The organism is uncultured Empedobacter sp. (assembly GCF_937930195.1).
GTDB classification, from domain to species: Bacteria; Bacteroidota; Bacteroidia; order Flavobacteriales; family Weeksellaceae; genus Empedobacter; species Empedobacter stercoris.
In genome coordinates this window covers 1-6598 of record NZ_CALGVK010000032.1, presented here as the reverse complement: position 1 = coordinate 6598, position 6598 = coordinate 1, and the positions used below count along the sequence as shown (strand labels likewise).

The window sequence follows — 6598 nt, the reverse complement described above, 5'->3', positions numbered from 1 at the left end:
AAACTTTTGCGCTGAATATCCGTGAGATAAATCCATTAGGAGAAATCCGTATTTCGACGAAAAACCACGAATTAGACCGTGTTTTAGGAGGCGGAATTGTACCAGGATCTGTGATTTTGGTTGGTGGAGAACCTGGTGTAGGAAAATCGACCTTAATGCTGCAAGTTGCCTTAAAGTTAGATACGATTAAAATCTTGTATGTATCTGGCGAGGAATCTGTTTCGCAAGTAAAACTTCGTGCCGAACGAATTGGTATCGAATCTGATCAGTGTTTTATTTTACCTGAAACAAATACGCAAAAAATATTTGCACACGCAAAAGAGATTCAACCTCAATTGATCGTTGTCGATTCTGTACAAACCTTACAAACCACTTATGTAGAATCTTCTCCTGGGAGTATTTCTCAAATTCGAGAAACCACTTTTGAGTTGATTCAGTACGCCAAAGAAACCAACACGCCGATTATTTTGATTGGTCACATCACCAAAGAAGGAGTAATTGCTGGACCAAAAATTTTGGAACACATGGTGGATGTTGTCTTACAATTTGAAGGTGATCGCAACCATATTTATCGAATTTTACGTGCGAATAAAAACCGTTTCGGTTCGACTGCAGAAATCGGAATTTACGAGATGCAAGGTGCCGGTTTGCGCGAAGTCACAAATCCATCCGAAGTGTTGATTACAAAAAAAGACGAATTGTTAAGTGGAAATGCGATTGCAGCCACTTTGGAAGGCGTTCGTCCTATGTTAATCGAAATTCAAGCATTGGTTTCGACAGCTGTTTATGGAACGCCACAACGGACTGCTACTGGTTTTGACGCGAAGCGATTGAACATGTTGTTGGCTGTTTTGGAAAAGCGCGCTGGTTTTCGATTGAATATGAAAGATGTTTTCTTGAATATTACAGGAGGAATTCGGGTAGACGACCCTGCAATTGACTTAGCTGTTATCGCTGCAATTCTTTCTTCGAGCGAAGATTCTGCTGTTCCTGATAACTGTTGTTTTGCTGGCGAAGTTGGTTTGAGCGGCGAAATAAGGGCTGTAAATCGTGTAGAACAGCGTATTACGGAAGCGGAAAAATTAGGATTTGATGTTATATTTGTTTCAAAGTACAACAAAATAAAAGATACAGATTTTGGAATCAGAATTGTCCGAATTTCAAAAGTCGAAGATCTTTACCGTATGTTGTTTCAATAAATTAAAAGTCATCAAATAATTGGATTTACATGTATATTATAGTTTTGTTTCAAACGAAATAATATGAAAAAGCGGATTTTAGTTTATGGATTAGCAACCGTATTGCCAATTTTGGGAATCGCTTATTTTTACGGTTATTACAACAACCAAAGTCCGTTTACAATAAAATGTATGTTTCATGCAATAACTGGCTTATGGTGTCCTGGTTGTGGTGGTCAACGCGCTTTTTATTTATTAACACACGGCCATATTTTACAATCGTTGCGGTATAATTTGCTACTCCCCTTTGCGCTATATATTTGCATACGTTTTTATTATTCTATTATCGGAAATATATTTTTAGCGGAACCTTTATCGAGTAAGTTTCATTTTTCAACAAGTTTCGCGCGAAACTTTCTACTCTTTTTATTAATTTATTCGATTTTAAGAAATATTCCTCTTTCACCGTTTATCTATTTAGCACCAGAAGGTTAAATCAAAAAAAATTAAAGGAACTATTCCTCTAATTTTTTTTGATCTGATTGTGTAGCGCTACGCTCCTCACCTTCTTTTAACTCTCCTCGACGTATTCTATTTTTATCCGAATCTACCTCATCATTTGGTAACGAAACAGCTTGGTTCGCTTCTCCTAAAACCCAAGTTTCAGTAGCCTCCCACATTGCTCGTACTTTAATTGGTTCTGGATACAAATAAATTGGTTCAGGTTGTTTACCTGATAAATAATCACCTGTATCCCATTTTCCATTTGTATTTTCATCTACCAACAATCGGAACAAATATTCGCCTGGTTCTATAAAATTAAACTCAAAATAACTTTTATTCGCTGGATTATAAATCTCTTCTAAAACTGTAAAGTTTTGATCTGCTTTCAGGAATTGCAAAATAAATGGTTTTGAAGGCGTATTCTGAAGCGTTAATTTCAAATGCCCAAAATCACCACGCGTTCCCATTTTTATTGGATATGCCAATGTATCATTCTTTTCTCCTAAAACATCCGTTAACGCATTGGGATAGATATTTACCTCAAACTTCTCATCTAAATTTTTATCAAAAACAAAGTTTAAATTTTGTGCATTAATCGTATCAATCGAAACGTTGAATGGTATTGAAACTGTATCCTTGAATACGTGAATTTTAGTTAAATCTAACGATTTAATAGGTGCATTAGCTTGGATTTTAAACGTTTTATTCGGTGCTAATTTTTGATCATTTAACGCTTTAAACTCTAATTTACGTTCAACATTCGATTTTGAATACAATGCACTAATCGAATCAATTTGATCCTTATGTTGCACATTAAATTTTAATTTTGCGCTTCGCCCTGATATGGTGTCCACCTTTGGATTAAACCAAAAGTTAATCGAATCTTGCTTTGGAAATTTCTCAATGTAAGCCGATTTAAATTCTTTCCCTACAGGTGTAATCGTTACATCTTCTGTTGCTCCAGTTGTTTTAAACACAATCAAACCTTCTTGTTTGAAACTTGCTTCTGGCTTACGATATGCTGGTTTTTGATTGAATAAATTCAAGTTTATTGCCTGATTCGAATTCAATTCTATCGCTTCATTATGAAAAGCTAAACGTTCTTTACCATAATCATACATTACATTTTCTACTTTATCTTCGAATGCAATCAGTTTATATTTCCCTGAAGCCAAATAATTTAACTGATATGCACCTTTATCATTTGCTCTTGCAATATAATATGGTTTCTTTTGCAACACCACACTATCGGTATATGCACTGTCTACTTTATATAGCCCGACCAATATCTTCTCTGGTAATTTAAAATCATAAGACGAATTTACATGTCCCGTTACTTTTAACGAATCGATAAAACTACCTGTCGAAAAAACATATTGAAAATTTGACAACTTATTGTTCTCATTAAAATCTTGAACTGCATCACCAAAATTGAAACTATAGGTTGTATTTGGCAAAAGTGGTTCTTGAAATTTTATTGAAATATTTTTCTTTGCTAATGCTTGAGGCGTTACAATTGGCGGTATCTGAAACGAAGGAGAAATTACCACATTTTTGCTGTATTCCTTCAAGATAATATACTCATCAAAGTTGATTGTTGCTTCTTGCAAATTGACATCTACATTCGTTGCCAACGTGTCTGGAGCAGCTTTTAGGAAAACTGGTGGTGTTTCATCTTTAGGTCCACCAGTTGGCGAACCCTGTCTTGCACAAGAAATAACCGTCAAAATAGTTAACATCAAAAGCGAAAAACGTGTCGTCTTATTCATGGGCGCAAGTTAAGAAAAAGCTTGTTATTAAGCACAAGCAATGGTGATTACACTTATCTTAAAATTTTCTGAAAAATTAAACTGTTTAACTGCCGAGGCAATAGTAGCACCTGTTGTTAGCACATCATCAATCAAAATATAATGTCCAGGTTTTAGATTTGGATTAATTTCAAACGCATTTTTCAAGTTATTTAACCGATGTTGTTTATCTTCATTTACTTGAGATGAATGATATTTAACTCGAATTAATCCATCCGAAAAGTAATTGATTTGATTATTTTCAGCCAATGTTCGTGCAAAATATTCAACTTGGTTATACCCTCTTTTTTTCAATCGTTTTGGATGTAATGGAATCGGAATAATTCCGTCATAATCACTCAAATCAAATTTGATTAACTGTGCTAAATCAATTCCTATTTGTGGACGATTTCTATATTTCATTTCATGCAAAATTGTTTGCGTTGTATTGTGATGTTTAAATTCTAACAAAGCAACAACATTTTCTACCTCGCATATATTTCGTAATTTAGAATAAGCTATATTGTTTTGATCAAATTGCCAATGGGTAAATGCGAGATTGGTTGAGCATGAAACGCACAGAAACTGCGAAGGTTGAATCACCTCTTGACAATCCAAACAACGCATCGGAAAAAATAAATCAACCAAAGAATTTACGATTGTTTTGATTTCCATTACCTTTGCAAATTAAAGTTTAGTACTAAATTTAATGAAAATCATTCGACTTACAAAAGCTTTTACGTTCGAAACTGCACATGCATTGCATGGTTATGACGGAAAGTGTAAAAATATACATGGACATTCGTACAAATTATTTGTTACTGTAAAAGGTGTTCCTTCTGAGGATATCAACGATGTGAAACTTGGAATGGTGATGGATTTTGGAGATTTGAAGAAAATTGTCAACAAAGAAATTGTTGATCTTTTTGATCATGCTATTCTATTGAACGAAAATTCTCCTCACAAATCTTTGGGTGAAAAATTATTAGCCGAAGGGCATAATGTTGTATTTACAAATTATCAACCATCTGCAGAAAATATGATTTTGTGGATTGTGGATAGAATAAAGCCTCTTTTACCAAATAATATTGATTTGGTTGCGCTAAAATTACATGAAACAGATAATTCTTATGCAGAATGGTTAGCGGAGGACAACCAATAAACATTCAATTAGAAGCTGGTAAAAAGGCCTATTTTTCTTCGGATCATCATTTTGGTGCTCCGAATGAAAAAGATAGTTTGGTACGCGAAAAATTGTTTGTAAAATGGCTTGATGAAATAAAAGACGATTGTGGTGTTTTATTTTTGATTGGTGATTTATTTGATTTTTGGTTCGAATATAAACATGTTGTTCCGAAAGGATTTGTTCGTGTTTTAGGAAAATTAGCCGAACTATCTGATCGTGGAATTCCAATTTATTTTTTTGTTGGTAATCATGATTTATGGATGAAAGATTATCTGCAAGAACAAATCAATGCAATCGTTTTTCGAGATAAACAAGATTTTATCATCAACAACAAAGAGTTTTTTATTGTTCATGGCGATGGAAAAGGTCCTGGAGATAAAGGTTACAAACGCATGAAAAAAGTGTTTACCAACAAAGTTTGTCAATTTCTTTTTTACTTACTTCATCCCGATTTAGCTATGTGGTTAGGAATTACAGCTTCGCGAAAAAACAAAATGATTTCGGGCGATGAAGATGTCAATTTTCTTGGTATTGATAACGAATGGTTGATCTTATACAGTCGCAAACAATTGCATCGAAAATACTACGATTACCTTGTCTATGGACATCGACATTTACCAATGGAAATTGCGATAGGTAAAGCACGTCACATCAATCTTGGAGATTGGATTAACTATTTTACCTATGGTGTTTTTGATGGAAATGAATTCGAATTAAAAACTTACTTCCGTAATCAAGGAGAAGAATCTCGGGATTCGATCATAAAAATTATAGATTAACAAGCAAATCATAAAAATCCATAGATAAGCTTCTTTTAGCCACTCTATTTTCGGTTTGCTTTCGGTAAAATATCTGGTCAACATTAGCATAATACTAAATCCTAAAAAAGCAAGATAAGTATCATTATTTCCTCCGTAAAGAATATAAGTGATAAAAATGACGAGAAACATAAAGTGCATCAACAAAAAGATTCTTTTCTTTTGAGCTGTCAGCTTATTAATATTCTTGAAATGATTAACAATAGAGTAAATTAAGACAATTGCAACTGGAATTAAAAACAATTGTTTCAATTCGAAATGTACCATTGTAAACATTAATTGTTCTTTATAAAAATCGTACATAAAGTAATAATCTAAAAGAAAACTTACTTGTGCTACAATTAATACTGGAAGAATAAATCCTAAAAATCCAAGAATAGGAATCTTAGGTTCTACCACTCTTAGCGTCAAGAAATAAGCGAAAATAGCTATTCCTAAAAATATAAGTGGAGGATTGAGTAAAATTGCAAAGCTCATAAACACACCTATATCAAACGCATTATATGTATCATTTTTTTCGGATTCGAAGTACAGCAATTGTACTGTAATATAGGTAACAAGCAATAAACTTCCTGCAATACGATAATCCGATAATCCGCCTATAAAAGGCATTAGCCATAAAATATAAATAAACGTTGGATATGATGACGTACTGATTAAATCGTTTGTATTATCGGTATAACCTACAAAAGCAATTGTTAAAATCGTTAGAAATACGCCCAATTTTTCTAAATTACTCAGATCAATACTGTTAAAATTCGCTGCTCCAAGCAATGTAAACAGTACAATGATAAAAATCTGTATAAAAAAATTCCTTTTGTCAAGTAGATTAACCAACATTTTATTAACTTTGATGCAAATTAAGCAATAAACTAGAATATGGGAGTTATAACTGATTTATTTTTTGCGATTGGTGATATTTTCAAATGGACTTTTGAAAATTTATTATCTCCAGTTGGCGTTATCTTTGGATGGTTATTTACATTCATCGGATGCGCATTGATGGGATGGTGGTTATTTAAAATCGCTAGCTTTGGAACCGAAAATGAAAAAAAATACGAAAGATAATCCATCTTTATTTGTATAAAAATATATTTTCGAATTAATTCGAGAAACCCTTTACAA

General features: G+C 33.2%; 8 protein-coding genes. 5 read left to right on the top strand and 3 right to left on the bottom strand.

Annotated features, from left to right (window positions below; all coding sequences use genetic code 11):
- Together radA and Q0616_RS01860 are read left to right on the top strand one after the other, a co-directional pair.
- The coding region (gene radA / locus Q0616_RS01865; RefSeq protein WP_298774572.1) for a DNA repair protein RadA at window positions 1-1199 on the top strand (1199 nt) is incomplete at its 5' end.
- 63 nt (window positions 1200-1262) lie between these two features.
- On the top strand, window positions 1263-1673 hold the full coding sequence (locus Q0616_RS01860; RefSeq protein WP_188319443.1) for a DUF2752 domain-containing protein: 411 nt from the start codon (window positions 1263-1265) through the stop codon (window positions 1671-1673).
- A 20-nt stretch (window positions 1674-1693) separates the two neighbouring features.
- On the opposite strand, the gene Q0616_RS01855 is transcribed toward Q0616_RS01860, so the two are convergent.
- Window positions 1694-3451 (bottom strand): Ig-like domain-containing protein, encoded by a 1758-nt coding sequence (locus tag Q0616_RS01855; RefSeq protein ID WP_298774568.1) that lies wholly within the window; start codon window positions 3449-3451, stop codon window positions 1694-1696.
- A 27-nt stretch (window positions 3452-3478) separates the two neighbouring features.
- On the bottom strand, window positions 3479-4144 hold the full coding sequence (locus Q0616_RS01850) for a ComF family protein (RefSeq protein WP_171622949.1): 666 nt from the start codon (window positions 4142-4144) through the stop codon (window positions 3479-3481).
- Window positions 4145-4184: 40 nt separating this feature from the next.
- Between Q0616_RS01850 and queD the strand changes: the two genes are divergently transcribed.
- A complete protein-coding gene (gene queD / locus Q0616_RS01845; protein ID WP_171622988.1) occupies window positions 4185-4631 on the top strand; it encodes a 6-carboxytetrahydropterin synthase QueD in 447 nt (148 codons plus the stop codon).
- Window positions 4607-5434: a UDP-2,3-diacylglucosamine diphosphatase gene (locus tag Q0616_RS01840; protein WP_260541530.1), complete on the top strand. Its 828-nt coding sequence runs from the start codon at window positions 4607-4609 to the stop codon at window positions 5432-5434. Before queD ends, Q0616_RS01840 begins: the two co-directional genes overlap by 25 nt.
- Here Q0616_RS01840 and Q0616_RS01835 read toward each other — a convergent pair.
- The gene (locus Q0616_RS01835) at window positions 5369-6313 is read right to left on the bottom strand and encodes a DUF6427 family protein (RefSeq protein WP_171622947.1); all 945 of its coding nucleotides are present in this window, start codon (window positions 6311-6313) and stop codon (window positions 5369-5371) included. The genes Q0616_RS01840 and Q0616_RS01835 overlap by 66 nt on opposite strands.
- Before the next feature lie 39 nt (window positions 6314-6352).
- Between Q0616_RS01835 and Q0616_RS01830 the strand changes: the two genes are divergently transcribed.
- Window positions 6353-6541, top strand: coding sequence for a hypothetical protein (locus Q0616_RS01830; protein ID WP_171622946.1), 189 nt, complete (start codon window positions 6353-6355; stop codon window positions 6539-6541).
- Window positions 6542-6598: the final 57 nt, after the last annotated feature.

What these genes read in the sequence shown, in the direction of transcription:
- Q0616_RS01850 (WP_171622949.1), bottom strand. Translation starts at nt 4,144, where the DNA reads ATGGAAATCAAAACAATCGTAAATTCTTTGGTTGATTTATTTTTTCCG.
- Q0616_RS01860 (WP_188319443.1), top strand. Translation starts at nt 1,263, where the DNA reads ATGAAAAAGCGGATTTTAGTTTATGGATTAGCAACCGTATTGCCAATT.
- Q0616_RS01835 (WP_171622947.1), bottom strand. Translation starts at nt 6,313, where the DNA reads ATGTTGGTTAATCTACTTGACAAAAGGAATTTTTTTATACAGATTTTT.
- Q0616_RS01855 (WP_298774568.1), bottom strand. Translation starts at nt 3,451, where the DNA reads ATGAATAAGACGACACGTTTTTCGCTTTTGATGTTAACTATTTTGACG.
- Q0616_RS01830 (WP_171622946.1), top strand. Translation starts at nt 6,353, where the DNA reads ATGGGAGTTATAACTGATTTATTTTTTGCGATTGGTGATATTTTCAAA.
- Q0616_RS01840 (WP_260541530.1), top strand. Translation starts at nt 4,607, where the DNA reads ATGGTTAGCGGAGGACAACCAATAAACATTCAATTAGAAGCTGGTAAA.